Annotated in this window: 16 protein-coding genes; 12 read left to right on the forward strand and 4 right to left on the reverse strand. The window is 61.7% G+C overall.

The features are described from left to right. Nucleotides 1-109: 109 nt before the first annotated feature. From A4R35_RS18560 to A4R35_RS18580, 5 genes are all read left to right on the forward strand, one after another. Entirely contained in the window at nt 110-502 is a 393-nt protein-coding gene (locus A4R35_RS18560) for a PAAR domain-containing protein (protein ID WP_112431964.1), read from the forward strand. Nucleotides 503-623: 121 nt separating this feature from the next. Next, nucleotides 624-1058, forward strand: a complete 435-nt coding sequence (locus tag A4R35_RS18565) for a GPW/gp25 family protein (protein ID WP_112431966.1) — start codon at nt 624-626, stop codon at nt 1056-1058. Nucleotides 1059-1060: 2 nt separating this feature from the next. Further along, nucleotides 1061-3061, forward strand: a complete 2001-nt coding sequence (locus tag A4R35_RS18570; RefSeq protein WP_112431968.1) for a putative baseplate assembly protein — start codon at nt 1061-1063, stop codon at nt 3059-3061. A 5-nt stretch (nt 3062-3066) separates the two neighbouring features. Beyond that, nucleotides 3067-4104, forward strand: a complete 1038-nt coding sequence (locus A4R35_RS18575; protein WP_112431970.1) for a phage tail protein I — start codon at nt 3067-3069, stop codon at nt 4102-4104. Further along, nucleotides 4104-7358 (forward strand): FHA domain-containing serine/threonine-protein kinase, encoded by a 3255-nt coding sequence (locus tag A4R35_RS18580; RefSeq protein ID WP_112431972.1) that lies wholly within the window; start codon nt 4104-4106, stop codon nt 7356-7358. The genes A4R35_RS18575 and A4R35_RS18580 overlap by 1 nt, the downstream gene beginning before the upstream one ends. Nucleotides 7359-7412: 54 nt before the next feature. Here the strand turns inward: A4R35_RS18580 and A4R35_RS18585 are convergent, their stop codons facing one another. Continuing rightward, a complete protein-coding gene (locus A4R35_RS18585) occupies nt 7413-8627 on the reverse strand; it encodes an AfsR/SARP family transcriptional regulator (RefSeq protein ID WP_112431974.1) in 1215 nt (404 codons plus the stop codon). A gap of 136 nt (nt 8628-8763) precedes the next feature. Continuing rightward, a complete protein-coding gene (gene lhgO / locus A4R35_RS18590; protein ID WP_223258397.1) occupies nt 8764-10032 on the reverse strand; it encodes an L-2-hydroxyglutarate oxidase in 1269 nt (422 codons plus the stop codon). A 163-nt stretch (nt 10033-10195) separates the two neighbouring features. Here lhgO and A4R35_RS18595 point away from each other — a divergent pair, with 163 nt between their 5' ends. The 5 genes from A4R35_RS18595 (at nt 10196) to A4R35_RS18620 (ending at nt 14655) form a co-directional block, all read left to right on the forward strand. Continuing rightward, the gene (locus A4R35_RS18595) at nt 10196-11644 is read left to right on the forward strand and encodes an NADP-dependent isocitrate dehydrogenase (RefSeq protein ID WP_112431976.1); all 1449 of its coding nucleotides are present in this window, start codon (nt 10196-10198) and stop codon (nt 11642-11644) included. A gap of 218 nt (nt 11645-11862) precedes the next feature. After that, complete coding sequence (locus A4R35_RS18600; RefSeq protein ID WP_112431978.1) at nt 11863-12297, forward strand: OsmC family protein; 435 nt, start codon at nt 11863-11865, stop codon at nt 12295-12297. Nucleotides 12298-12906: 609 nt separating this feature from the next. Then, nucleotides 12907-13215 carry an RRXRR domain-containing protein gene (locus tag A4R35_RS25380; RefSeq protein ID WP_112431983.1) on the forward strand — a complete coding sequence of 103 codons (309 nt, stop codon included), beginning with the start codon at nt 12907-12909 and terminating at the stop codon, nt 13213-13215. A gap of 58 nt (nt 13216-13273) precedes the next feature. Beyond that, a complete protein-coding gene (locus tag A4R35_RS18615; protein WP_189362022.1) occupies nt 13274-14215 on the forward strand; it encodes an ROK family protein in 942 nt (313 codons plus the stop codon). A gap of 242 nt (nt 14216-14457) precedes the next feature. Further along, nucleotides 14458-14655, forward strand: coding sequence for a hypothetical protein (locus A4R35_RS18620; protein ID WP_112431986.1), 198 nt, complete (start codon nt 14458-14460; stop codon nt 14653-14655). A 245-nt stretch (nt 14656-14900) separates the two neighbouring features. On the opposite strand, the gene A4R35_RS18625 is transcribed toward A4R35_RS18620, so the two are convergent. Continuing rightward, the gene (locus A4R35_RS18625) at nt 14901-16607 is read right to left on the reverse strand and encodes a toll/interleukin-1 receptor domain-containing protein (protein WP_112431988.1); all 1707 of its coding nucleotides are present in this window, start codon (nt 16605-16607) and stop codon (nt 14901-14903) included. Between the two features lie 234 nt (nt 16608-16841). Continuing rightward, complete coding sequence (locus tag A4R35_RS18630; RefSeq protein ID WP_112431990.1) at nt 16842-18425, reverse strand: acyl--CoA ligase family protein; 1584 nt, start codon at nt 18423-18425, stop codon at nt 16842-16844. 804 nt (nt 18426-19229) lie between these two features. Here A4R35_RS18630 and A4R35_RS18640 point away from each other — a divergent pair. Beyond that, nucleotides 19230-25262, forward strand: a complete 6033-nt coding sequence (locus A4R35_RS18640) for an RHS repeat-associated core domain-containing protein (RefSeq protein ID WP_146747264.1) — start codon at nt 19230-19232, stop codon at nt 25260-25262. A 122-nt stretch (nt 25263-25384) separates the two neighbouring features. Beyond that, nucleotides 25385-26128 carry a hypothetical protein gene (locus A4R35_RS18645; protein ID WP_112431996.1) on the forward strand — a complete coding sequence of 248 codons (744 nt, stop codon included), beginning with the start codon at nt 25385-25387 and terminating at the stop codon, nt 26126-26128. The last annotated feature ends 4 nt before the right edge of the window (nt 26129-26132 follow it).

Raw genomic sequence — 26132 nt, forward strand, 5'->3', positions numbered from 1 at the left:
CTGTCCCCAGCAAAAGCATGCCGAAATTGTGAAGCAGTGGCGCGTTTTCCTGAAGACAGCGCAAGCCAGGAACAGAGAAGAGAGCAAATAAAGAGGAGGAGCGACCAGCATGGGGCAGCCGGCAGCGAAACAGGGCGACCAGATCACCGCCGTTGACACGCACATCGTCCTGATCCCCTCGCCCGGGGGAGCGGTGCCAACGCCCTTGCCGCATCCCTTTACGGGTACCATCAATGGCAATCTCAGCCCGAACGTCATGATCATGGGCCTGCCAGCAGCCACCCAGGGGAGTACCGCCGACAATCTGCCGCCTCACATTCCCCAGGGCGGCCCCTTTCAGCGCCCTCCGAGCAACCGGGGCCTGATTATCACCGGCAGCGCCTCTGTCCTGATCAATGGCAAACCGGCAGCGCGCAACGGCGACAGCGCCATGACCTGCAACGACCCGGCTGACCTGCCAGTGGGGACCGTGGTGGCCGTTGGTACCGTGCTTATCGGCTAGGAGACCAGGGTCGGGGCCAGCCAGATCAGCGGAGGCGGCAACCCATGCTGCTCCGCCGGCGCCAGAAGAGCGAACACAACAGAGCAGAGCAGATTGACATTAAAAGAGAGGAAAAAGCACTATGCGCGATTTTCTCGGAAGCGGCTGGGCGTTCCCGATTCACATCGATGCCCACGGGCGCATCGCGCTGGCGCGTCAGGAGCGCGATATCGAGGAGGCCATACGCATTATTCTGCTGACCCCCAAAGGGCAGCGCGTCATGCGGCCTGAGTTTGGCTGTCAGATTCATGAGCTGCTGTTTGCGCCCAACAACGCCACCACCTGTGGTCTGGCTGCCTACTATGTAGAGGAAGCTCTGGGCATGTGGGAGCCACGCATTCGCCTCATCAGCGTGGAGGCGCGTCCCGATCCTGTGGAGGCGGGGCGCCTGCTCATCGACATCGAATACGAAATCAAGGCCACCCATGACCGCCGCTCGCTGGTCTTCCCCTTCTACCGTATTCCTGGTGAGGGAGAGGGCGAGTCGGCGGAGGCACCTGGCCGGAGGGGGAGCTAGCCATGTCACTGCCTGCGCCGAAGCTGGACGATCGCCGCTTTCAAGACATCGTCGATCAGGCCAAACTGCTCATTCCCCACTATTGCCGCGAGTGGACCGATCACAACGTCAGTGATCCAGGCGTGACCCTCATCGAGCTTTTTGCCTGGATGACCGATATGCTGCTCTATCGAGTCAACCAGGTACCGGACAAGAACTACATTAAATTCCTCGAACTGATTGGTATGCAGCTGGAACCACCGAGAGCGGCGACGGCCCCCATTACATTTTACCTTTCCGCTGCACAGCCGACGGCGGTCACCATTCCCGCCGACACCGAAGTGGCCACCGTGCGTACTGAGAGCAGCCCGGCCATCATCTTTACTACAGAGCAGCCCCTGACCATTCAGCCACCACGCCTGATCGACACCTTTACCCGCAATGCCAGCCAGGGGAGCAACTGGCTGCGCCATAACCTACCGCCGGAGGGAGCGCGCGGACGAGAGAAGCGCGTTGCCCTCTTTCCTCAGAAGCCGGCCCCGGGTGACGCCTTTTTGCTTGCTTTTGAGAACGACCTGAGCAATCACCTGCTGGCCCTGATAGTAGACTGCGAGCGCGCCGGGGGGGCGGGTGTTGATCCGACGAAGCCGCCCCTGATCTGGCAGGTCTGGCAGGGGCGGGCCGCGCGTTGGGTGAACTGCGAGCTGGAATATGACGGCACGGGTGGCTTCAACGAAGCCGGTGAGATCATCCTCCATCTACCGGAGATGGTCCGGTCCGAATTCGTGGGCGTGACCGGCTACTGGCTGCGCTGCCGGCTGACCGAGGCCCAGACCGGGCCTGGTTCCTACCAGGTGTCTCCGGTCTTGCGCCGTCTGCGCGTCGAGGCCCGTGGGGGGACTGTCAGCGCGCGCCATGCCATTACGGTCAAAGACGAGGTACTTGGCGTCAGCGACGGCACCCCGGGCCAGGTGTTCCGGTTGCAGCATACCCCCATCCTGGCCCTTGATCCGCAACAAGAGTACCTGGTCAGCGAAGCACCGGGCGGCAAGCCCCAGAGCTGGCAAGCGGTCGAAGACTTTGCCGAATCGGGGCCGCAAGATCGTCATTTCACCCTTGATAAGCTCGACGGCACGCTGACATTTGGGCCGGCCCTCCTGCAGCCTGACGGCACCGTCTACCGCTTTGGCAGTGTGCCGGAGAAGGGGAGCCTGCTGGTCTTCAAGCGCTATCGCTACGGAGGAGGGGTCGTCGGCAATGTTGCCCGTGGGACCCTGACGGTTCTCAAGTCGGCGATCCCCTATGTAGCTCACGTTACCAATCGCGAGGCCGCCGTCGGAGGGCGTGACGCCCAGAGCCTGGAAGAGGCCAGGTTGCGTGCACCCCAGAAGTTACGCGCGCGTACGCGGGCCGTGACCGCCGATGATTACGAGTTTCTGGCCTGCCAGGTGCCCGGGGTGGCCCGCGCGCGCTGCCTGGCCCCAGGTGCCCAGCCCGGCGGGCGCGGCGATCCACGTCCAGGCCAGGTCTTTGTCATTGTCCTGCCCCAGGTCGATGATCCCGAGGGGAAGCTAGCGCCAGAACAGCTGGCGCTCTCCGCCGAGCTGCGCAGTGCGGTCCTCTCCTACCTGCAGCCTCGGCGCTTGCTCGGTACCGCGCTGGAGGTTCATCAGCCCCAGTATGTCAGCGTCTCAGTGCAGGCCGAGCTGCGCGTCCCAGAGCACAGCGACCCGGCCCTCATCGAGGCGGTCCAGCAAGAGGCCCTGGAGGCTCTACGTCGCTATCTCAATCCCTATATTGGAGGGCCGCGCGCTAACGGCTGGCCCTTTGGGCGCGCGCTCAACCGCTCTGAGCTATATGGTCTTTTGCAGCGTATTGAGCATGTGGAGTATGTGGAGAATCTGGTCATCAGCGTCGGTGAGGCGACGGGAGCGGAGAAGCCCCTGCCGGCGAATCAGCAGACGGTGCAGATTCCCCGTCACGGTCTCATCTGTTCTGGCCAGCATCAAATAAAGGTACGCTGAAAGAGATGGCCACACCACAGATCGTTGTCCGCCTGCAGGGCGAGGTTATCAAGACAGTGTCGCTGACAGCCCCGGTGTTGCGCATCGGGCGAGGGCCAGAGAGCGACCTGATGCTTGATCATCAGATCATTTCGCGCCATCATGCTGAGCTGCGCCTGACGCCCCAGGGTTGCATTCTGACGGACCTGGGCAGCTCGAACGGGACGCTTGTGGGTCAGCAGCGCTTGTTGCCGCATCAGCCTTATCTGCTGCGCGATGGGGCAAGTTTTCAGATTGGCCCCTATCTGATCACCTATGAAGCGGAGGCGGGAACGGCGGCGCGCCTGCCGGCTCAGGCCCAGACCACCAGTGTGGGGCCAGATGAGGGGGCGAAGCGAGCGGAGGAGGAGCGACTCGCGGCCCCTGTTACTCCCAGGCCGGGCGGGGGAGAGAAGGGGCCAGTGCCGGAGCGAGCTGCGACCCCTCCCGCGAGACTGGTTGGGGAGAGGCCGCGTGTGCCTGCCGCGCCTGCCGCTGCCAGGCCAGTGCGTCCTGCCACGCCGGTAAGCTCTCCAGCGGGGCCGAGTATCGGCGGTCTCTATCTGCGCTATCTCCCTGACATTTATCAGGAAAGCGACTTTCTACAGCGTTTCCTTCACATTTTTGAAGACATCTGGGAGCCTTTGGAGCAGCGCCAGGATCATATCGAGATGTACTTTGATCCACGTACCTGTCCGACGCGCTTCCTGCCCTGGCTGGCGAGCTGGCTGGATATCCCGCTTAATCCGCACTGGCCAGAAGCACGCCAGCGGCGTCTGCTGGCTGAAGCCTGGGAACTCTATAGCTGGCGAGGTACGCTGTATGGGCTCAAGCGTATGATCGAGATCTGCACTGGCTTACAGCCTGACATCTTTGAGAAGCCGGAAGAGCCATTTATCTTTCATGTGCGTGTCAGGTTGGACCCGGCGGCAGACGGTGAGGTGGTTGATCGCGCCTTTCTTGAAGAGCTGATTCAGTTACACAAGCCAGCGCATGCCGGGTACATACTGGAGGTCATCCCGTGATGAACGAAGAGTACATAGGCCGGATCGTCGGGCAGTATCGGATTGAAGCGGTGCTGGGAGCAGGTGGCATGGGCCAGGTTTTTCGTGGTGTGCATCAGCTCCTGGAGCGTCCGGCGGCCATCAAGGTTATGCTACCCAGCTTTGCCGCGCGTCCGGACTTTCGTGCGCGCTTTCTGCAGGAGGCCAAAGCGGTGGCGGCTCTGCATCATCCCAACATCGTCGAGGTCTACGACTATGGTGATGAGAATGGCCTGCTTTACATGGTGATGGAATACATGGAGGACGGTGCGCTCAGCACTCTGCTCAAGCGGCAGGCCACGAAGCGTTTACCGCTGCCGCAAGTGCTCATGCTGGGCATCCAGGTGGCGCAGGGATTGGCCGCGGCCCATGCGCTCCAGATGGTGCACCGTGACATCAAGCCGGCCAATCTCCTGTTGCGGCATCTGGCCGGCTCGGAGCCGGGGCGTGAGCACTATCTGGTCAAGATCAGCGATTTCGGGCTAGCGCGTCTGGTAGAAGGAGGGGTTGAGACAGTCACTGGCACGCCAATGGGGACACTGGCCTACATGTCGCCTGAGCAATGCCTTGGTGCCAAGACTATCGATGGGCGCAGCGATCTCTATGCACTGGGAGTCGTCTTATACGAGATACTCACCGGCTCCCTACCTTTTCAGATCAGCGGTGTAGCCGACGCCATCTACAAGCACGTCAATGTCATGCCACCGCGTCCGCGCGAGCTGCGGCCTGAGCTTCCCTCTATCCTTGAAGAGATCGTCATGTGCTGCCTGGCCAAGAAGCCGGAGGAGCGTTTTGCCAATGGGCAAGCGCTGGCGAATGCCCTGCAAAACGTGCTAGGGGGGAGTGGTGAGGGGGCCGCGGTCCCAGTATCAGCCTCGGGGCCGGGGCTGCAGCAGGCGAGCTTACAGACGCGCACCACCCTGGAGGCGCCAGCCTCCCCGACGGCGTTGCCGGCGCCTCCCACGGTCTCCACCATGCCGGGCTACAGTGATGTGCCGCGGGTGCGCGTCATCGATGAAAGCGGGCGTACGCTACAGATTGTTGAAGTCAAGCCAGCGGGCATCATCGTAGGCCGGCAGGAAGGAAGCGACATAGTCCTGCTCTCGAAGCAGGTCTCGCGCCAGCACCTGCGCATCACCTGGGATGGCAAAGAGGTGCGGGTCCTGGATCTGGGATCGAGCAATGGCACTCTGCTGGAGGGGGTGCGCCTCATGCCGCAGGTCAGCCAGGTCTGGCAGGAGCGGCAGATGGTGCGTCTTGGCCCCTTCTGGCTGCGTCTCGAAGGTTCCAGTTCGCCAGTAACCGTTGTCCGTTCGAACGTGGGGCCGGCCCCTCCTTCTGGGGCTGCGCGGCCTGTGGGGATGGGAAGCAGCACCTATGCCAATTATGCCGCGCCCACCGTTGCAAGCAGCCAGGGGCCGACCTCGCTGGCCTCGGAGCGCATTGGCCTGGCGGTCTCGCCCAAAACGCTGGCGCTGGTGCCCGGTCAGGCGGCCACCGTGCAGCTCACCCTGACCAACATGGGGAGCATCGTTGACTGGTTCACCCCAACAGTTGAGGGGGTGCCTGCCGAATGGTTGCATGGTGCCGGGCAGGAAGTGCAGCTCAATCCTGGCATGCAAGAGACGGTCATGCTGACCATCAATGTAGCGCGTCGTCCCTCGCACCGGGCTGGTCAGTACCATGTCTTGATTCGCGCGCGCTCGCGCGAGCAGCCTCAAGAATATAGCCAGACGACCTGTTTGTGGACTGTACAGCCCTTCAGTGAGGAGACGCTGCGGCTGGAGCCGCGGCGCGCCGGTGGCCGTGGTCGGGCCTCCTACACCCTGGCGGTGACCAACGCTGGCAATGCAGCGGCCCGCTATCAACTGGAGGGAGAGGACGATGAGCAGCGGCTGCGCTATCTGTTCCGGGTGAACCCGCTGGAGCTGGATACTGGACGAGAAGCGCGAGTCGGACTAACCGTGCAGGAGCGGCGACGCCTGATAGGGCGCGAGGAGCGCATTCCTTTCCAGGTGCATCTGAAAGCATTGGGGGAGCAGCGTAGTCAGAGTACCGCGGGCGAGTTTATCAACAAGGCGCTACTGCCGCCCTGGATTGTTCCGGCCCTGCTGGCTGTGGTCCTGATCGCTGGGGGGGCGCTGGCCCTGGCTCGGGGGCTGGTGCCGCTGCCGGGCAAGCCGGGGGCGGTGGCCTCTACTCCCGCTCCCAATGTGGCAGCTACCCTGACGGCCCTGGTACAGACAGGAGCCAGCACAGCCACGGTGGCCGCAGTGAGCAGCCAGGCGACGGCGACGGCGCAGGCCAATGCCACCGCAGCGGCGCAGAATAGCAACCAGGCGACGGCGGCGACGCAGGCCAATGCCACCGCGACGGCCCAGGCCAATGCCACGGCCACTGCTCTGGCCAATCCTCCGCCACCGCAGGCGCAAGCAGCCACGACACTGGTCACGGGTCTATCCGCTCCCATTGGGGCCCAATATGTCAGTGCAGGTGATCGACTCTTCTTCGTCGAGTATGGGGGTAAGGTCTCGCTGCTGGCTAACGCCTCGGGGAGCAGTCCTGCGTACTCGGTACTAGGCACTGGCTACAGCCAGCTGGAGGACGTTGCCGTTGCTCCTGATGGACAGACACTCTACCTGACCGAGCGTGGAGGGACGCTCTACCGCGTGGACCTGGCAGTGGGAGCGAATCGCAGTCAGGCGACTGTGGTGGCCTCCGGGCTGGCGGCGCCGCAGCAAATCGCTCTGGATGGCTCCGTGGCCTACATAGCCCTCTTCAACGACAGTGGGCCGCTGGGCAGCGTGGTCAAAGTTGACCTCAGCAGCGGGACAGTCACGACGGTGCTCTCCAATCTGGAGCATCCCATCGGGGTCCTGATGGCTTCTGATCACCAGACACTCTACGTGACCGAGCAGCAGCCGGACGGCAGCAGCACTCTGAGCAGGTTCAACCTGACGATAGGCACGCGTACGCAGCTTGCCCATAGCCAGGGAGCGCCTTTCTTCTTCCTGCACTGGGCCAATAGCCTGCAGACGGCCATCCTCGTTCCAGAGCGCTCCCCTACTAATGAAGTCTGGTATATCAGCCTGGTTGACAATCCGACGCTCCTTCATTCGGTGGCCCATGTGGGGGCGGCTCCTTCTGACGTTGTCGTGGGGACGCAGCAGCCGGGCCACTTTTTCCCGATGTTCGTCTGTGCTGCCGCGGCCAATGAGATCCAGCGCTTGAACTAGACGGAGGGCGCGAGCAGATGGAATGCGGGTCCGGCTCGCTGAGAAATGGGGTGATTACCGCTGCTGTGGCAGGGAGGGAGAGGTATGGAACCCCATCAATTGCTCAAAGAGCCGCCGTGTCTCGGGGAGCGGCTCGATGCCCAGCTCTTCCCCCAGGGTCCGGCAGCACTGCTGGTAGCAGCGGAGCACCTCGTTGCGTCTGCCGCTGAGACTATGGGCGCGCATCGCCTTGCGGTAAGCCTCTTCATCGTAACGGTCCAGTTTCAGCAGGAGGTTCGCCCAGGTCAGGGCGACCTCTGCTTCGCCGCGTTGGAGGGCGTACTCGGCCAGCCAGGTACTCATACGATGGTGAAGCCGGGCCAGTTCCTCGCGCTGCAGAAATGACCATTCGGCGTAGAGGTCCTCAACGAGGAAAGGGCCGGTATAGAGTTTGCACGCCTGCTCATAGCAGTGGGCGGTGACGTCGCTGTCGTTGGCCTGGCTGCCGGTGGCAAAGAGGCGTCGAAACTCTGTAACGTCGGTGGTGAAACTGGCGACAGGATTGAGCAGATAGGTTTGCTCTTTGTAGAGGATATAGCTGCCACCAGGCTGGGGCTGGACCTGCTCACTGTTGAGGGAGGCGCGCAGAGCACTGACGGCGATCTGCAGCTTGTGGCGACTGGTCTCCCGTTCTTCATCCGACCAGAGATCAGCCATTAGCATATCGATGCTGGCCTGTTGCTGGGGTTGGGCCAGGAGATAACGCAGAATAGCCTGCCCCTTACTGTTGCGGCAGAGCCGGATCAGTGGTCCTTCGGCGTGGAGGCGTCGAACGGTGAAGCGTCCGAAGCAGGTGATGTAGAGTGGGAGAAGGGTGGTTGTTGTGCCGGCCTCGGCGGACGGAAGATAGCGAGGATGGGTTTGCAAGGGAATAATGGCCAGCTCCGGCGGTGCAGCTCCCCGGGTGCTGGCACCAGGCTGGGGATCAGCGATGCGTGCTAAAGGGCCGACCGCATGGAGGTGCTCGGCTCCTCCTCCTTCGCTGAAGGGATGGAGCCTGCTTTCCAGATCTGCCAGCTCTCCCTGCCAGGCGGCCTGTGCCTCTGCAAGCTGCCCCTTGACTGCGCGCAGGAGCTGTTCGACATGGAGAAGCTGGCTTTCTATCTCCTGGAGTGCTGCCAGCATGCCCTTACAGGCTGCTGCTTGCTGGTCGGCAAGCGCTTGATCTGTAGCACTCTGGATCTGTTCGCTGAAAGTCGAGGCCGACTCTGGGGAATTGAGGGTGACCATCGCGATCCTCCTGCGTCTGTTCGCTGCTCGATATCTCTACAGGAGAACGTGAACCAGGGGATCTTTTCAAGCATCAATGCCACCTCAATTGGCAGCCCTTGCTGTTGAGGTAGACTGCGGATGACGTGGGAGAGCGCTAGAGTGCAAACTGCGCCTGGGCCTCGTCGACGATCATCTGGGCAATGACCAGCGAGGAGGTGGCCGCTGGCGACGGCGCGTTCTGCACATGCAGTACACGCTGCCCGCGGCGAATCACAAAGTCATCAACCAGGCTACCATCGGGGGCCAGTGCCTGGGCGCGGACGCCGCTGGGACCCGGGAGCAGATCCTCAGCTTCCAGAGCTGGTACGTAGCGCTGCACCTGACGCACATAGGCGCGCTTCACGTAGTCACGATAGAGTTCGGCCAGGCCCATGCGCCAGTAGCGCCGCGCCAGGCGCCAAAAGCCGCCGTAGCTGAGGGTTTCCCATAGCTCTCGCGGGTGAAGCTGCCAGCGGCCATAGCCCTCGCGCGCCAGAGCCAGCACAGCATTTGGTCCGACCCAGACCTCGCCGTTGGGTCGCAGCGTCAGATGAACCCCCAGGAAAGGAAAGCGCGGATCGGGGACAGGATAGATCAGGCCGCGCACCAGCTGACGCTTTTCGGGGCGCAGCACGTAGTAGTCGCCGCGGAACGGCACGATGCGCAGCCCGCCGTCGTCGCCGGTCAGACGCGCCAGGCGATCGGAATAGAGGCCAGCGCAGGTGATGACCGCTCGCGCCGTCAGCTCTTCCTCGCAACTGCCGCTCTGGCTTGCTGCCGTGGGAGGGTGAGAGCGCATCTGGACCACTATCTCAGCGGCGCGTGGCAAGAGACCTACCACCTGGCAGCTCAGGCGCAGATCCGCGCCGTGGGCGGTGATCTCTTCGGCCAGGGCGGCGGCCACGCGCGTAAAATCGACGATCCCTGTATTGGGCGAGTAAATGGCCCGTCGTCCCGCTGCCGCCGGCTCGATCTCGCGCAGGCGCTCGGGACCGATCAACTCCAGCCCCTGGACGCCGTTGCGCTGACCGCGCTCGTAGAGGGCCTGCAGGCGCGGAAGCTCCTCCTCAGTCAGGGCCACGATCACCTTGCCGCAGAGCTGGAAGGGAATGCCGTGCTCGCGACAGAAGGCCAGCATGGCCCGGTGGCCAGTCACGCAGGCGCGAGCCTTCAGCGAGCCGGGGGTATAGTAGATGCCCGTGTGCAGCACGCCGCTGTTGTGTCCCGATTGATGGGCGGCGATGCGCGGCTCTTTCTCCACCACGAGCAGGCGCAGGCCCGGTCGACGCCGCAGATACTCGCGCGCCGTTGCCAGTCCCACCAGGCCAGCGCCAACAATGACCAGGTCATAGTGCTGCATTTGTTTAATGACAACCAGCAACATCCACTGCTTTATTCCCAGCGGCAGGACCGGCTTGGGGGAGAGGCTGCTCCTGTTGAGCTAGTCGTGTGCTATACTTAAGTGGCAATCTCCACTGAGAACCCACTGGTTCGTTAGCCAGAGAACGCAAGTCACCACTAGTGACGCAACAGAGGTACAAAGATCCATGTCACAGAATACGCCCATTACCGTTGCGTATGGGGATGGCATTGGCCCGGAGATTATGGCGGCCACCCTGGAAGTGATCAAGGCCGCTGGGGCGCGGATCGACGTTGAAGAGATCGAGGTCGGGGAGAAAGTCTACTTGCGCGGTGTGCCCTCGGGCATTGAGCCGAGCGCCTGGGAGTCGCTGCGGCGTACCAAGGTCTTTCTCAAAGCGCCCATTACCACGCCACAAGGAGGGGGCTACAAGAGCCTGAACGTCACCATTCGCACGATGTTCGGCCTCTACGCCAATGTCCGCCCCTGTGTTGCCTACTATCCTTTCGTGGATACCAAGTATCCGGGGATGGATGTCGTCATCATCCGCGAGAACGAGGAGGACCTCTACACCGGCATCGAGTACCGGCAGACGCACGACATGGTGCAGAGCCTCAAGCTCATCAGCCGTCCGGGTAGCGAGAAGATCATTCGCTACGCCTTCGAGTATGCGCGGGCTTATAACCGCAAGAAAGTCACCTGCTTCGTCAAAGACAACATCATGAAGCAGACGGACGGCCTCTTCCACAAGATCTTTGAGCGGGTGGCTGCCGAGTATCCCGACATTCAGAACGAGACCTGGATTGTCGACATTGGCTCGGCCAAGCTGGCGGACACGCCCGAGGCTTTTGATGTCGTGGTGCTGCCCAACCTCTACGGCGACATTCTCTCGGATGTGGCGGCCCAGATTGCAGGTTCGGTCGGCATGGCCGGCTCGGCCAACATCGGTGACCAGTGTGCCATGTTTGAGGCCATTCATGGCTCGGCGCCGCGGCGTGCTGGTCAGAACGTGGCCAATCCCTCGGGGCTGTTGCTGGGAGCTGTGCTGATGCTTGTCCATATTGGGCAGCCGGAGGTAGCGACGCGCGTACACAATGCCTGGCTGCGCACCCTGGAGGACGGCATCCATACCTATGACATCTACAGCGAGAAGGTCAGCAAGCAGAAGGTTGGGACGAAGGAGTTTGCGCAGGCGATCATTGAGCGCCTCGGTCAGATGCCGCAGACGCTCAAGCCGGTGAACTATACATCGGCGCCGAAGCTGGCCAGCGTTCAGCGTGCCCTTCAGGAGCCGTTGGAGACGAAGGAACTGGTGGGGGTGGATGTCTTTCTGGAGTGGCGCGATGGCGGCCCTGATCAGCTGGGGGAGGCCATCAAGCGTCTGGAAGGCGATGGACTGCAGCTGACGATGATTACCAATCGGGGGGCCAAGGTCTGGCCTAATGGCCTGCCGGAAACCTTCTGTACCGATCACTGGCGCTGTCGTTTCCTGGCCAGCAATGGGCAGGCTTTGCGTCCGCAGCAGGTTATTGCCCTGTTGCATCGCCTGGCCGAGGCTGGTTTCGACTTCATTCAGACGGAGCATCTCTATACCTTTGATGGGCGTCCGGCCTTCTCGACCGCTTCGGGCGAGTAGGGACTGAGTGGCGCAGTCCGAGGGGGCTGCGGGCTGGTATGCAGAGCAGACCTGTGGGGGCAGGCGCCGCGGAGACGGGGGAAGTGTGACCTGAGTCTCTTCCGGCGCGTTGCTCCCTGTGTGCTATTATCTTGAGAGAGGCTCTGTTGCCTGTTTATGGCTGAGTCTCAGGAGTGACAGCAAGCAGCTGTTGTACTTGACTTGAGGAGGATAGCGATATGCCAGTTCGCACCGCTGAGGCGGAATGGAAAGGTGATCTGCAGAGCGGCCAGGGTCAGCTGAAGCTGGGCACGGGCGCCTTTGAGGGTCAGTATTCGTTTAAGACGCGCATGGGTGATGATACGTCGGGGACCAATCCCGAGGAGCTGATTGCGGCAGCGCATGCGGCCTGCTTCTCGATGGCTCTCTCGGCGGGGCTGGCGCGCGCCGGCTTTACGCCGACGAGCGTCAAGACGAATGCGCGTGTGCACTTCAATGCCACGGGTCAGGGGTATGCCATTGGCCCGATCGAGCTGGAGACCACGGCGGTGGTGCCTGGGATCGATGAAGCCAGGTTCCAGGAGCTGGCGAACGACGCCAAGCAGAATTGTCCGGTCTCGAAGGCGCTGGCTGCCACGGAGATTCGTCTGCAGGCGAAGCTGGTCAAGCAGTAGGGCTTGGCCTGGCGCCTGACTACTTCCCTCCTTCTTTCTTTCTTGCTTGTCTGATTGTATCTATTCCCGGCGCAGTGAGGGTAGCGGGCTGTCGTGGGCCGTGCGGTGCGAGCCGCCTGCCCGTTGGCAGCCGCTGCCTGCCTGCCTGCCTGCCTGCCTGCCTGCCTGCCTGCCTGCCTGCCTACCTACCTACCTACCTACCTACCTACCTACCTACCTACCTACCTACCTACCTACCTACCTACCTACCTACCTACCTACCTACCTACTTCTCTGGCTTCTCCCCCCGTGTTTATGCTGTACTGTTGGCGTTCTCTCTGCTGGCTGGCGGCTGTGGCTGTCGCCGGCTGCTGTGACTGGTTGGGTGGTGAGTGGGGCGTGAGATGCAGGCTGGGTTTGCTGTTGGCTGGAGCGATCGGCTGGGGTTGCTGCGTTATAGAAGTGGTAGGGGGGCTTCGCTGTTGGTGTCTGTGCCGCTGGTGGGTTGATGCGGTAAGATTACAGTCATAGCCCCCCGCCTTTAGGTGGGGGCTTGCGGGGATGACCCGACCAGCCCGTCTATGACCAGCCCAGGCGGTTGAGCCGAAGGACAAGGCGAGGAAGCCGCTCATGCCTTGCTCGGAGAAGCGAGCACGATTGTTACTGGAACGCGGACGCGCTGTCGTCCACCGGCTCCATCCGTTCACGATGAGGCTCAAAGACCGGCTCCTTGAGGGGAGGGTGCTGCAGCCCGACGGGCTGAAGTTCGATCCAGGGAGCAAGGTCACTGGGGTGGCGGTTGGGCGCCGGGAAGAGAGGGCGGATGGTCCTTTGGATCATGCTTCAGCGGGCAGATGGATACGGGTATACGAAAGGGGGGCGCGACGCCTCCTTCCCAGGCGTAAACGCCGGGGCTTCCGGCGTCGCATGATTTGGTGAACAGTGACGAGGGCGGTGGGAGGGTGGTTGAGCGGAAATGAAAGGAGCGTCGCCCCGCGTGGCGTTTGCTCTGCGCCGGCGAGCGGCAGCCAGGCGACGACAGGGGGTGAATGAAGCTATGTATCTCGGCATCGATATTGGAGAAGAGACCCTTCGTGGAGCCTACTTTCAGCAGAAGGAGGTTGTGCTGACGCCGTCGGTGGCGGTGCCGGCCAGCTATGAGGAGTTGCTGGAGGCGCTGGTGCAGCAGGTGCAGGAGGTTTCGCGCCTTGGTGAGGCCATTCGGCGCGTGGGGGTGGGCATTCCAGGCAACTGTACTGAGCGGCGGGTGATCTGGGTGCCGTCGTTGCCTTATCTGAATGGGCGTGATCTGGCGGATGACCTGCGGGCACGGCTTGGCGTCTCGGTGATGTTGGCGAGCGATGCACAGTTAGCCTTGCTGGGGGAGGTCTGGCGCGGGGCGGCGCGCGATCGGCAGAGTGCGGCGCTGATGAGTGTGGGAGTGGGTGTCAGTGGGGCGCTGATGCTTGGGGGGCGCATTGTGCATGGGGCGCATGGGAGTGCTGGCGCCCTGGGCTGGCTGGTGTTGGATCGGCAGCCGGCGCTTGATTCTGAGCATGGCTATCTTGATCGTTATGCCTCGCTCTCGATGCTGGCCTCGCAAGGGCGCTTGCTTGATCCACCGCTGTCGCCGGAGGAGATCATTGCCAGGGCGCGCGAGGGGCAGGCGGCCTGTGTGAAGCTGGTGAACGATTGTGCGGCGATGCTGAGTATTGCTCTGGCGGGCCTGGCCAGCGTTTTTGATCCCGAGGTGCTGATCTTTGGGGGGGCGTTGACGGGAGCGTTCGATCTGTTTGCGCCGGTCTTGCGCGAGGGATTGCAGCGCTACGGGTCGCCAAGCGTACGGCAGACGCCGTTGGTGGCCTCGCAGCTTGGAAGCGATGCGCCGGTCTATGGGGCCTTGCGGGCGGCGATGCTTTTACAGTCGATGTGGGTCTGATGCGACTGGGGCGAGATGTGGGTAGGTGGGTGGGTGGGGTCTGTTGGCGAGCGGGTAGGACCTCTTGCCTTTCGGCGGCGCTCGTGCTATAGAGAGGAATGCGATTGCTGGCTGCCTGTCCGCCTTGCTGGCCGTCCGCGTCCGGGCTTGATCCCTCTCTCTGTTGTGGCAGGCAGACGGGCATGGCAGACTGTAAGCCAGAATTGAGAGAAGCGTCCTCAGAAAGGGGGGAGTCTGATCTGATGGTCTACCGCAGTGTGGGACTCTATCGCGCATTGGGGGTGCTGTGCCTGGTGGTGACGCTGTTGGTGGTCTGGCTGGGCTGGCAGTTCGAGGTGGCTATTCGCAATGCACTGCTGATTACAAGCCTCTTTTTCCTGGCGATTGCTTGTATCTACTTTCATCTGGGAAATGAGGAGGCGCGTGGGGCTTTCTTATAGCTTAGTGGAGGAGGGAGATGGGAAGGTGGGGAGGCGGGAAGAAAGCAGGCGAGAGGTGGACCGGTGTTGCAGCGTGAGCACTGCGGTGCCGGTCCGCTTGCTTGTGGCAAGGGAAGGCTGCTAAGTGAGTGAGAGTGAGGGATGGTCAGTCGGTCTGCTTCAGGCGGGAGTAGGCGTAGTCGCTGCTCGTGGTGGTCGCGGATGGTTTGAGTGGTCGGAAGGATCGAGCGACAGGAAAGGGGCTATCACTGTTCAGCGTGAGCCTGCTGGAAGTGGCGGTGGGTCTCGCGTAGCCGGCGAGTGAGAGGATGGTCGGGGCCGACTGCGCGCTGGCAAATCGCCAGCGCGCGCTCAAGCAGTGGCAGGGCCTCCTGTGGGCGACCCAGATCCCTATAGAGAAGGGCCAGATGATAGAGCGTGATGGCAACACGACGGTGAGTCGGACCAAAGGTCTGCTCGCCGATCGCAAGAGAGCGCTCGAGCAGCGCAAGGGCCTCAGCGCGGCGCCCCAGAGAGCGATAGAGGAGTGCCAGATTCTGCAGAATAGCGCCAGTAAGGTTCGGGACCGAATGAGGAGCCTGCTCGCTGAACAGCAGAGCGCGCTCGAAGAGTGTGCACGCCTCTGCAACACGGCCCTGGCGCTGGTAGCAGAGCGCCAGCATGTTCAAAGCAGAAATCGTCTTAGGGGAATGGGGACCGAAAATCTCCTCCGCAAGCGGAGCCAGACGCTCGAAGAGAGGAAAAGCTTCATTGAAACGGCTCATGCTCAGAGAGAGGAAAGCCAGGTACTCAAGTGTAGAAACAGTAAGAGAGTGAGCGGGGCCGAGCGCCTGCTCACGGATGGCTAGCGCACGCTCAAGCAAAGGCAGCGCCTCAACAGAGCGGCCCAGAAAGTGATACAGGAAAGCCAGATCGTGAAGAGAGGCAGCCGTCTCAAGGTGATCGGGACCAAGCACCTGCTCGCGGATAGCCAGTGCCCACTCGCTTAAGGAAGCGGCCTCCTGATAGCTCCCATGTAGTCGGCGATAAAGGCTGACTTGCTCCAGCAGCCTGGCGGTGGGCGCCGTCTGCAGAGCTGGCTCCATCCTGATCCAGGCGGCGCAGTGCAGCGTGTGCGGCAGCAGACCCTCATAGAGGGGCCAGTGTTCCGGCTCCCCGGCAGGGTAAGCGATTGCCAGTGTCGCCAGGGCCTCCAGCGCCAGCCGCTTCCAGAGCGCCTGCTCCTCTGCGGGCAATTGCTCAGGCAGCGCCGCCCGCAGCAGCTCATGAACCTGCAGACCGCCGCTCTTCGGATCACGGATCAAGAGAGCCTCAGCCTCCAGCGTTGCCTGGACAGCGGTCAAAGTGGACGGATCAGCAGCAGTCACAGCCAGCGAATGCGGTAGCCGGGCCAGTCCCTGCGTCACCAGCGCTTCTGGAATGGGGGCGGGCGCCAGGCAAGCGCAGAAGCACAGCAGCTCAGCAGCGGAGGCGTCGCGCTGGCGAACCCCCTCAAAGAGCAAGCGGCCCAGAACCTGCTGTAGGCCCTGCTCAACCTGGCGCAGCCCCTCCTCGGGATCGTCGCGACTGGCAAGCGCCAGCCCATCGGAAGGCCAGGGCTGCAGATCGCCGACCGCGCTCTGTTGCCAGGCGCAGGCTCGCAGCACAAGCGGAATGAGCAGCACCTCACCGGCATCATGGCGCCGTCGGCCCCGCTCTAGCTCGGCGAGGCACGCTGACGAGAGCAGATAATCGGGACTGAGCAGGGCCAGGAAAAGAGCGGCACCGGAGGGACCACGTACTGGCTCTTGCTCGACGGCACCCTCTATAGAGAGGGGGCCATCATCCCGAAGCGCGATCAATCCCTGGGCGGCCAGTGGTCTCAGCGCCGTCAGCACGCGCTCGCGCCAGGGTGCATCGGTCCCAGTCCCGGACCAGGAGCAGAAAATACTGACCGGGTGGCCTATCTCCATCGTTGGCCCTCCTGCTGGTGCTGCGACCTCAGAGCGCAGCACTGGGCAATCTCACAAAGCCTCCAGCTGCCAACCAGTATATGGGAAAGTGCAGAAAAAAGCAAGAGGAACAGCGAAGGCATAAGATAGCGTCTACTGCTCGAGTTGTGCCGTTGGCATCAGCCGGGCAAAGAAGAGCGCCCCTGGCGGAAGAGCCTGGGGCGCCCGTGCAAAGCGTGGTTGCCAGCCATCACCCTAGTTAATGCGCTTCTCGCGGCCAGCCCACTCGCGTTCACGGAGCACAAACTTCTGAATCTTGCCTGTTGACGTCTTCGGCAGGTTGCCGAATGTGACCGCCACCGGGCACTTGAAATGGGCCAGGTGCTGGCGGCAGAACTCGATGATCTCCTGCGCTGACGCACTGTGGCCCGGCTTGAGCGTCACAAAGGCCTTTGGGCGCTCGCCCCAGGTTGGGTCGGGGATGCCGATCACTGCGCACTCCAGCACCGCAGGATGGCGTGCCACCACCTGCTCCACCTCGATTGTCGAGATATTCTCGCCGCCTGAGATAATGATATCCTTGGCGCGATCGCGCAGCTCGATATAGCCATCGGGGTGCCAGACCGCGATATCGCCCGAATGGAACCAGCCACCGGCAAAAGCCCTGTCCGTCGCCTCGGGGTTCTCATAATAGCCCTTAGCCACATTATTGCCCCGCATCAGCACCTCGCCCATCGTCTGCCCATCCCAAGGCACATCATGCATCTCGCTGTCAACCACACGCGCCCGCTCGGCGACAACGTAGCCCTGGCCCTGGCGTGCCAGCAAGCGGGCCTGCTCCTCTTCGGGCAGCGCGCTCCATTCCTCGTGCCACTCGCAGACCGTATATGGTCCGTAGGTCTCGGTCAACCCGTAGACGTGGATCGGGCGCATATTCAAGCGGCGCATCTGGGCCAGCAGCGTTGGCGAAGGCGGGGCCCCGGCCACCGTCACCGTTACCCCGCGCTCGATGCGGTGAGCCTGCGGATGGTTCACAATAAAGATGTGCACCGTCGGCGCTCCGTTGTAGTGCGTCACCCCTTCCTGCTCCAGCAGCTCCCAGACCAGGCCAGGATCGACCTTGCGCAGGCAGACATGGCGCGCTCCCACGGCGGTCACTGCCCAGGGGAAACACCAGCCGTTGCAGTGGAACATCGGCAGCGTCCATAGATAGACGCTGCTACTGCTCATGCCCGTCTCGATGACCTCGCCCAGGGCATTCAGGTAAGCGCCGCGGTAGGTGTACATCACACCTTTCGGGTTGCCCGTCGTTCCCGACGTATAATTGATCGAAATCGTCTCCTCTTCGTCCTCAAGCCAGCTCTCGGGTGGCTCGGGCGAACCGGCGGCCAGAAACTGCTCGTAGGGATCGTCTGGCTGCCCCGTATCGTCGATGCGCACTATCTCGACGCCGGGCAGCTCTAAGGACGCCACCAGTGGCAGCAGCTCGGCATCGACGAAGAGGAAGCGCGAGCCGGAATGCTTCAAAATATAGTCGATCTCCTTGCTGGTCAGGCGCGTATTAATGGCCACCAGGATGCCGCCGGCGGCGGGTACACCAAAGTGGGCCTCCAGCAGAGCCGGTGTGTTGGGACTGAGGAAGGCGACGCGATCGTGTTTGCGCAGGCCGGTGCTACGCAGCTGGTTGGCCAGGCGCCAGACGCGCTCGGCAAACTGGCGGTAGGTATAGCGGCGTTCGCCGTGGACAACAGCCACCTTATTGGGGAAGACGAGGGCGCTGCGCTCCAAAAAGCTGACCGGCGTCAGCTCAGTACGATAGACCCTGGCATGGGCGGCCATACAAGCTCTCCTCCTTTCTGCTCCCCCTCTCGCGTGCTGGGAGGGAAACAGAACTCCTGCTTTGCAGACAGAGCCTTCTCCAGTGATTTAGCTGATCCAAATAGGCAACCGGCGAGAACCAGCATCACTGCCTGCTTGGTAGGAGTGGGCGCCCTGGCTGGCGATCCCGCTCCATGTGTGACGCTGCCTGTTGTATTAGTCGGACGCCTGACAACTGGGCTGTCCCAGCCCAGGCTTAAAAGAGAGCCAGGCGCCTTCCTCGCTCTTGCTGGGCCCAGGCTGAGCGCTACCGCTGCGGCAGCGAATGCAGTGGGCAGGCGGCAGGCCAGTTATGCTGGTCTATCTATTGTTGGTTTAGTATACATCATCGCAGGCTGTCCTGGACTCCGCTGCTGCCCCTACTACGTATAGGTGAGGCTCTGTCACCTTACCATCGGCTTCTCAGGCCGGAGAAGCCTCAGAGATCGGAAAGCAGATGGTCTGGCCCGTTTCTCACTCAAGAGCCATGTTCGTAAATTCAATCAAGTGAAGCGTCCATATATTGACAATCATCATTGATTAGGTTATATCATATACAAGACAGTATATATAGGAGAAGCATTCTTCGGATCAAACTCTGATCTGTCCCGATCCCTTCTCATATACACGTACTGTCTAGCTGCAGCCTACTCTTATAGTGGTCCACATTATCAGGAGGGTATTTTTATGCCTTCGGATGCTCCTCATAATGACTCGGACCATCTTTTTCATCATACAGTTAAAAATATTTCTTATCGTAGGAACGGGAAAAACCCGTTTTTATTTTTGGCTGGCATATGTCTGCTCATATGGTATCTGCTGGGGCAGGAGTGGACACTTATCGCGCCGGTAGCGCATGCTCAATCATTGCCGCCGGCCTTGGCGCCAGCGCAGCTGACCTTTGCCCAGTTTCTGCAGCAGCGTCAGCCGGCCAATAACCTGGACTCGTTCAGCTTCCCGGCGAAGGTGCCTGCTCTGCCTGTCGATAGCGAGCCGACCCAGCTGGCCACGCTCCCCAGCGCTCAGCCGGCGACCATGAAGCCTCTTGCACAGAGCCTGAGTCCGGCCTTGTTGAGCGGCTCGGCAGGTGGCAGCGCCCTTGACCTCCAGGGAAGCGATGGACGTCTGGAGATCCAGATTCCTGCAGGATCACTTGACTTTTCGCAGGCGCAGGTTGTCAACACTAGCGCTTCCAGCGCAAGCGTTAGCTCTCCCTCCCCGCAGCTTACTCCCATTCCTGTAACCTCTCCGACGCCTACTCCCTCACCTGCGGCGTCGCCGATACCCACTCCCTCACCCACGCCACCACCGACGGGCACACCGACGCCTCCATTCTCATTGAATGTGACCCAGCTCCACGGCCTCTTCCCTGGTGCGGTCAGTGTGCTGGGGATGTACCAGGTTCAGGTGACTGACAGCCAGGGGCGGGCAGTGAGCGGCATTCGCCTGCAACAGCCCGTCACGGTGCTCTATCACTACCAACCGGATGATTTAGCCCGCCTGGATCTCGACCCAGGTACGCTGTGGCTCACCTGGCCGGATGCCATCGCCGCAGCGCGTGCTGCCGGACAACCCTTCTCCCAGTATCAGGCTCCTCTCCAGAACGACCCCCAGACGCACACCCTCTCTGCTCAACTGACTGCCCTGGCTAGCGGCACCATGGCGGTGAGTGGCCCCTCCCAGAGTGGTGTACCACCTACTCCTCTGCTAGATGCTGTGCAAGGCAACTCAGGGCAGTTCTCCTATAGCTACCCGCTCTCGGTCGTTGCTGGCCCGCCGGGCACGACGCCGGCCCTGGCCCTGGTCTACTCCAGCGAGAGCACTAACGAGCATCACAATGCCTCGGCTCCCAGTGGCATGTTGGGAGAAGGCTGGTCCCTCTCCGGTCTGGGAGCGATCACTGCTGATGACTATCCCAGTGGCAGCGCCAAAGCGGGTACCTGGTACTTCCTCGATGGCGCCGGTGCCAGCGATCGCCTTGTTCCTGATCCCGGAAGCACCACGAGCTTCGTTCCACAGCACCTTAATGGCTACCGCATTCAGATGATGAATGCCAATACCAGCACGCCCTGTTTCCAGGTGTGGGACGATGTTGGAAATGACTACACCTTCGGCTGTACCAGCGACTCATTGCAATATGTCATTGAGAGCGATGGGACGCGCAAGAACTATGAGTGGGACCTGAATCGAGTCACCCTGGCCAACGAAGGGCCGGGGACCTCGGGGCGTTACATCAACATCACCTACTTTCAAGACAAGACCTCGCAGGGGGTGCGTAGTACCGCACCGCGCCAGATTGTCTATGGCGATGCCTCTGGTGTTGCCGGCACGATTGACTTCTACTACCGTGCTCCCTTCAGCAGCGCGCCCTATGTCACCAGCTACGGAACAAACTACAACTGCAGCCAGGCACCGCCCGTCAATACCACGCTGCGCTGCGATGATCCCCTGGATCACCCCAATGGTCTGCCAGCCCCGCTCGTGATGAGCACCTTCAGCCTGCAGCAGATTGTCAGCTACATTGGTGACGACAGCAGCGCCTCCCATAAAGCCTACAGCTATCAATTCACCTACCATGATGATCCTTTTGTCCAGGCCTGGGACGACTATACCCAGATCCAGATCTATCACACGGGCAATCACCTGCTCACCCAGGTTACGCCGACGGTCTACCAGAATGGTGCTCCGCATGATCTAAAGCCGCTGATCTTAACCTATACCTCGGATGGGCTGGCTGATGGCTATATTGATCTGAGTCATTCCATTCAGAATGGCCAGCAGCACTACACCCAGATCACCTACTGGCGCTACCTGACCCGGGTAGTTGATGAGCAGACCGGTGAGGGGGCCAGCATCAGTTATGCCACAGCCACGGCGAACGCTCACGGCACGCCCTATGACAGCTCCACCGGTGATGATCGCCACGATCCGCTCTATTGCAGTACACACAGCGACTGCACGGGGACCTTTGCTCATCCCGATGATAAGCAGTGGGGTGTCCAGGTCGTCACCCGTATCACCGCTCTGGGCACAGATAGCAGTGCCTCGGCCATTCCCGAAGCCACCTACGTTTTCCACTATCGGCTTAAGGTTGTAGGCACCGGCTGCCCTCAAGACTCCCAGGGCGACAGCGACTGTATGGCTGATAGCTGGGCTCCCCCCAGTGAAGGCGACTGGATGGATTTCTACCATCAGGAGTTTCGCGGCTTCCAATGGGTCTACATTACGACCCCTGCTGGCAACCTGATTGCGCGAGCCTATGCCACAACCAACGGCTGGGGTTCGCAGGCTGGCGACAGTGGCAACTACACGGCGGGCAGCCTCTATGAGGAGGACATCTATCAAGGCAACAGCACCAGCAGCCCGCTGCTCAAGCAGACCAGGAATGTCTACGCCGGCAACGGCATGCACAACGCCTGCGATGGGCGCTACGATCTCACCTACGTCCCTTGTGCTGTGCTCTTGCTGACCAGCAAGACCACCTTCTACGAGGGGACGGGCAACAGTAATGCCCCCTGGGTCCAGGTCAGCAATACCTACGCGGGCTACAGTTCCACCAATGGCATCGATCAGAGCCAGTATCAGAACCTGCTTTCGCAGCAGATCACGGCCTCAAACGCTCCCACCATCACGCGCAGCTGGACCTATCGGCCCACCGACACCACCATCAACGGCTGGGTCTATCACAATCTGCGCTCGGTTGTGCATAGCCAGCTCACCGACAGTAGCGGTCATGTCTGGCTCTGCCAGGACACGACCTACGATGAAGGGGCGGCCTCGGGGGTGCCGCGCCCGGCTGCCGGCTGGCCCACCACTGTCACGACCTACAGCGACTGCACCAACCCCAGCCAGACGGCTCTGACCACCTATTACGGTTACGATGCCGATGGTAATCTGCTGGCAAGTGTGGATGCCGTTGGCGCTGCCACCCCCAGCCTCTACGCGAATGCGGGCTGTAGCCTGAGCAGCGCCCCCTCCTTCATGTCCTCTGCCTGGACCGCTGGTCACTATACCGCTTGCACCACCTACGACAGCTTTCAAGCTCGTCCCGTCAGGGAAACGAATGCCCTGGGGCAGACGGTGACCCTGGCCTATGACTATACTCAAGGCGGCCTCCTGCGTAGTACGACCGATGCCAATGGCCAGACTACCGGTCAGAGCGTGAGCTACAATGGCGCCAATACGACCACCAGTGTCACGCTGCCGCTGGAGACGGCCAGCTACACGGATCAAGAGACCGTCAATCCCTCGGCTTGTACCGCCAGCAGCAGTCTGCCCTGCTACGAAGTTGACACGGTCAGCAGCCTCTACCCCAACGCTGTCAGTCGCACCTTCTACGATGCCCTGGGACGGGCTGTCGAGACGCGCACGCCGGGTCCCACGCCGGGTCAGGACACAATCGTCTTCACGGTCTACGACGACAGCACCAACAGTGTTTTCCAGAGCGTGCCGTTCCAGGTTGCGAGCGGCAGCGGCTGGGTTGATCCCAACGGCGCCGTTGACATCAACGGTCAGGCGCCTGGCGGTACTGTCACCTTCTACGACGCGCTCGGGCGAGTCATTGCTGAGCGTGATCCAAACTACGGCTCCAGCCAGGAGCCGGGGATTGCCTGCTCGGCAGTCCTCAGCGGGACCTACACCGCTTGTGTCAACTACGGCCTGGGGAGCCCGGTCGGAGACAGCACGCTCTACAGCTACGTTCAGAGCATCGATGCTGACAATCACATGACGGTCGGCTTCAGCGATGCCCTGGGGCGCACTCGTTACAGTCAGACTTACAATGGCGTGGCCAGCCCATCGGCCTCAGCGATCAGCAGCAACGTAGCCGCTCAGCGGGCGGTGCAGTACAACGCTCTCGATGAGCCGACCGTCGTGACCGTGACCGATCTGGCGCCGCAGGCTGGGCAGACCATCACCAGCGTCAGCACGAGTATGAGCTACGATGATCTGGGCCGGCTCGTGCACCTCTTCGATCCCGATCGTGGTCCCCACGACTACAGCTATGATCCCGATGGGCACCTGGTGACCGATGTCTCCGGTTCGCGCACGCTGGGCTACATCTATGACCTGCTGGGGCGGCTGGTCTGTATGCAAGACGCGGCCCCAGCTCAGAGCGTGGCGGGGGCCTGTAGCAGTGGGGCCCATCCCTTTGTCCAGAACACCTACGACACGAGCACCCTGGGCAGCCAGGGAAACAGCGACTTCCCCGTTGGTCGCCTCACGCAGAGCGTTGCCACGACCTGGTATCCCGATGGCAGCTCGGCGACGGTCACTAGGCGCTTCCAGTATGATCAGCGTGGGCGCCTGACGACCAGTACGCTGGCGCTGGGGTTGCCGGCCTCCTGGAACGTGACGACGCCGCTACCGACCTATCAGCAGCAGATCAGCTACAACGATGCTGATCAGGTCACGACCACCACGACCAGCACCAGTGTATCTGGTGACCCGGGCTACAGTTTCACGCAGGTCTATGATCCCACCGCTGGTACGCTGGTCGGTCTCAGTCCCACGACGGGGAGCAGTCCGTTGCTGGCGAGCGTGACTTACAACGCGCGCGCTCTGCCAGACACGGTGACGATCCAGACGGCCAGTGGCAGTGCTCCAGCGGCCACGGAGCAATTTAGCTACGATGCTGACCTGCGTCCGGTGGCGGTGCAGGCGCTCTGGGGCAGTGGCAGCGGGCAGAGTGGTAGCATCTTCAGCCAGACGCGCAGCTACGATGCTGCTGGCAACGTGCTCACCCTGACCACGCAGCAGAGCAGTGTGCCGGGTGTGGCGAACTCCGGCGGGAGCGAGACGCAGGTCTTCTGCTATGACGCGCAGGAGCGCCTTGTCTGGGCGGGCAACCTGGGGACGCCGCCGGCGGCGGGCAATGGTCTCTGTGGGACTGCCACGCCTTCCAATACCATCAGCGGGGCGGGCTATAGCAGCAGTTTTAGCTACACCAATCTTGGTCAGCTGTGGCAGGGGCCGCTCAATGGCAATGGGCCAGCCTTACAGTACCTCTACTGCGACAGCTCGCACCCGCACCAGTTGACGGGTCTGTACCCTGCCGGGACGACCTGTTCAGGCGTTGGCGGCGTGGTGGCGTCCTACGCGGCGAGCTACGACCTCTGGGGGAACATGACCACGCGCAGTCTCAACGGGACATCGCAGACGCTGGACTATGATCCCCTGGATGAGCTGGTGCACTGGCAGAATCCGACGGCTGCGGTGGAGGAGTGGTATGTCTACGATGCTGCTGGCGAGCGGGTGCTACGTCGCTCGGTGACGCCGGGGTCGACGACGCTGACGGTCTATGCCTTCGGCCTGGAGGAGCATTGCTACACCGGTGATGGGCGCCTGCTGAGCACGACGCACTACTATGACCTGGGGGGCCAGTTGCTGGGCGAGCTGAGCGGTGTGGGGAGCCAGCCGGGCAATACACAGCTCTTCTTGACGGACCAGGTGGGTAGTGTGGTTGCGACCTTCAGCAATGCGGATGGGGCGGCGGCCCTGGTCGGGAATCAGGGCTATGGGCCGTATGGGAACCAGCGCTACCGGGCGGGCGATATGGGAACGGCGCGTGGGTTCACGGGCCAGTATGGGGATGATGTCAGCGGGCTGGACTACTATGGGGCGCGTTATTATGACCCGCAGGTTGGGCTGTTTGTGTCGGCGGACCCGGTGCAGGGGAATGCGCAGGGGCTGAACCCCTACGCCTATGTTGCGGGGAACCCAGAGACGTTCAACGATCCCTCGGGGCTGATGTATGTCTGCCCTGGGTTAGGGGGGTGTGGTGGAGGTGGATCGAGTGCAGCGAAGGAGGGGGGGGGGTAGGGCATGCGGATGGTGGGATGGTTGGGGTCGCTGCTGGTGGAGGCGGTTGTCTCTGGTGTGTCCCGGTCAGGGTTCCGCGGACGGGGGGTGGCGGTGGCCAGGGGGAAGCGCCAGCCCCATGTATGGAGACCTATTACAACGATGTGGTAGGCTGCACTAAGCTGATCAGTCAGGTCTCGCTGAGGGGGGCAGTGGGGGGCCAGCTTCCGCTGAGTTGCTCGCTGGCTATGGGGGATGTGCTGACTGGCGTCTCTATACATGTGGGGATAAGCTGCGGGTCCATAGGGATCACGGGCACGGTGGATATCGTTGGCCAGCACTGTATGACGACGTCGATGATGGTCTGCGTGGATGGAGAGAGCGGTGAGAGTGGCAAGGAAGGAGGGAGTGCAGAGGAGCGGGATAATGGTAGAGTCATTTTCTTCGCGGATGGTGGAGGAGTAGACCCGGGGTTGCCTCCTGATCAGCCGGTTCGGGCAGGGCCGGCTGGTGGGGGGGAGGAAGGCTCTACCACCCCTCAGCCGTACCTGGGGCAAAAAAAGTTCACGACGACGACGTTGGTAACAGACGCTTACCGTGCTGTAGACCAGGAGACAAAGCAGCTTAGCCTCACCTTGAAACCGCGAGATTTCGACAAGGGAAGAATTGAAGGTCTTTCCCACTTTGATCGCCCAGTCTCATTTCTTGAAGGGCCTTACTATAAGCTTCCGAAGGGCACTGAAGCGCCAGCTGGCCTGGTTTTCAAGTACTCGTGGCGTTCATGGGGGGCCTACCACATTTCGATCGCTCCTGCGAATAAGACAATGACGGAGGAAGAGTACTATCAAGCGCTGCAGGGATTAATTGACCTCTATATCAGGGTCTAGGTGT

It is taken from the genome of Thermogemmatispora tikiterensis (assembly GCF_003268475.1).
Taxonomy (GTDB): Bacteria; Chloroflexota; Ktedonobacteria; order Ktedonobacterales; family Ktedonobacteraceae; genus Thermogemmatispora; species Thermogemmatispora tikiterensis.

Excerpts from the sequence above, each read along its gene's own strand:
- A4R35_RS18560 (WP_112431964.1), top strand. The coding sequence starts at position 110 with ATGGGGCAGCCGGCAGCGAAACAGGGCGACCAGATCACCGCCGTTGAC.
- A4R35_RS18565 (WP_112431966.1), top strand. The coding sequence starts at position 624 with ATGCGCGATTTTCTCGGAAGCGGCTGGGCGTTCCCGATTCACATCGAT.
- A4R35_RS18570 (WP_112431968.1), top strand. The coding sequence starts at position 1,061 with ATGTCACTGCCTGCGCCGAAGCTGGACGATCGCCGCTTTCAAGACATC.
- A4R35_RS18575 (WP_112431970.1), top strand. The coding sequence starts at position 3,067 with ATGGCCACACCACAGATCGTTGTCCGCCTGCAGGGCGAGGTTATCAAG.
- A4R35_RS18580 (WP_112431972.1), top strand. The coding sequence starts at position 4,104 with ATGAACGAAGAGTACATAGGCCGGATCGTCGGGCAGTATCGGATTGAA.
- A4R35_RS18585 (WP_112431974.1), bottom strand. The coding sequence starts at position 8,627 with ATGGTCACCCTCAATTCCCCAGAGTCGGCCTCGACTTTCAGCGAACAG.
- lhgO (WP_223258397.1), bottom strand. The coding sequence starts at position 10,032 with ATGTTGCTGGTTGTCATTAAACAAATGCAGCACTATGACCTGGTCATT.
- A4R35_RS18595 (WP_112431976.1), top strand. The coding sequence starts at position 10,196 with ATGTCACAGAATACGCCCATTACCGTTGCGTATGGGGATGGCATTGGC.
- A4R35_RS18600 (WP_112431978.1), top strand. The coding sequence starts at position 11,863 with ATGCCAGTTCGCACCGCTGAGGCGGAATGGAAAGGTGATCTGCAGAGC.
- A4R35_RS25380 (WP_112431983.1), top strand. The coding sequence starts at position 12,907 with ATGCCTTGCTCGGAGAAGCGAGCACGATTGTTACTGGAACGCGGACGC.
- A4R35_RS18620 (WP_112431986.1), top strand. The coding sequence starts at position 14,458 with ATGGTCTACCGCAGTGTGGGACTCTATCGCGCATTGGGGGTGCTGTGC.
- A4R35_RS18625 (WP_112431988.1), bottom strand. The coding sequence starts at position 16,607 with ATGGAGATAGGCCACCCGGTCAGTATTTTCTGCTCCTGGTCCGGGACT.
- A4R35_RS18630 (WP_112431990.1), bottom strand. The coding sequence starts at position 18,425 with ATGGCCGCCCATGCCAGGGTCTATCGTACTGAGCTGACGCCGGTCAGC.
- A4R35_RS18645 (WP_112431996.1), top strand. The coding sequence starts at position 25,385 with ATGGAGACCTATTACAACGATGTGGTAGGCTGCACTAAGCTGATCAGT.